Source organism: Desulfurellaceae bacterium (assembly GCA_021296095.1).
Lineage (GTDB): Bacteria > Desulfobacterota > Binatia > Bin18 > Bin18 > JAAXHF01.
This window is the reverse complement of record JAGWBB010000052.1, coordinates 26,129-26,621: the sequence shown is the minus strand read 5'-3', so window position 1 is coordinate 26,621 and position 493 is coordinate 26,129. Positions and strand designations below refer to the sequence as shown.

At 65.7% G+C, this 493-nt stretch carries 1 protein-coding gene; it reads left to right on the top strand.

The features are described from left to right. A partial coding sequence (locus J4F42_13550; GenBank protein MCE2486535.1) for an alpha/beta fold hydrolase occupies positions 1–493 on the top strand: 493 nt, incomplete at both ends.

Sequence of the window (493 nt, the reverse complement as noted above, 5' to 3'; positions counted from 1 at the left end):
GACGATTTCCACGTCATCGCTCCAGACTGGCGGGGCCACGGGGACAGTCAGCACGCCGACCCCCCGGCCTACAGTACGCGCCACTACATCGACGATCTCCACCAGCTCCTGGCCAAGATCGGCGTTGAGCGGCCGGTGCTGGTGGGCCACTCCATGGGCGGGCACAACGCGGTCATCTATGCGACCGAGCACGCTGATGAGCTGGCCGGCTTGGTGATGGTCGATACGACCGTGAGCTATCCCGAGTCGGCTGTCCAGTTCTTGCGCAAACTCGGCCAGAAACCGGCCAAGGTGTTCGCGTCGCGGGCAGAGGCGATCAGCCGTTTTCGGGTCCTGCCGCGCGAATCGCTCTTCTCCCAGGAGCGGCTGGAGTATATCGCCGGGTTTGCCTTCAGCCAACGGGCGGACGGCAGGTGGGTGGCCAAGCTCGACCGCCGCACTCTGTTTCGTGAGCCGGTTGACGGCCGCCGGCGTCTGGCCAGCATCAGCTGTC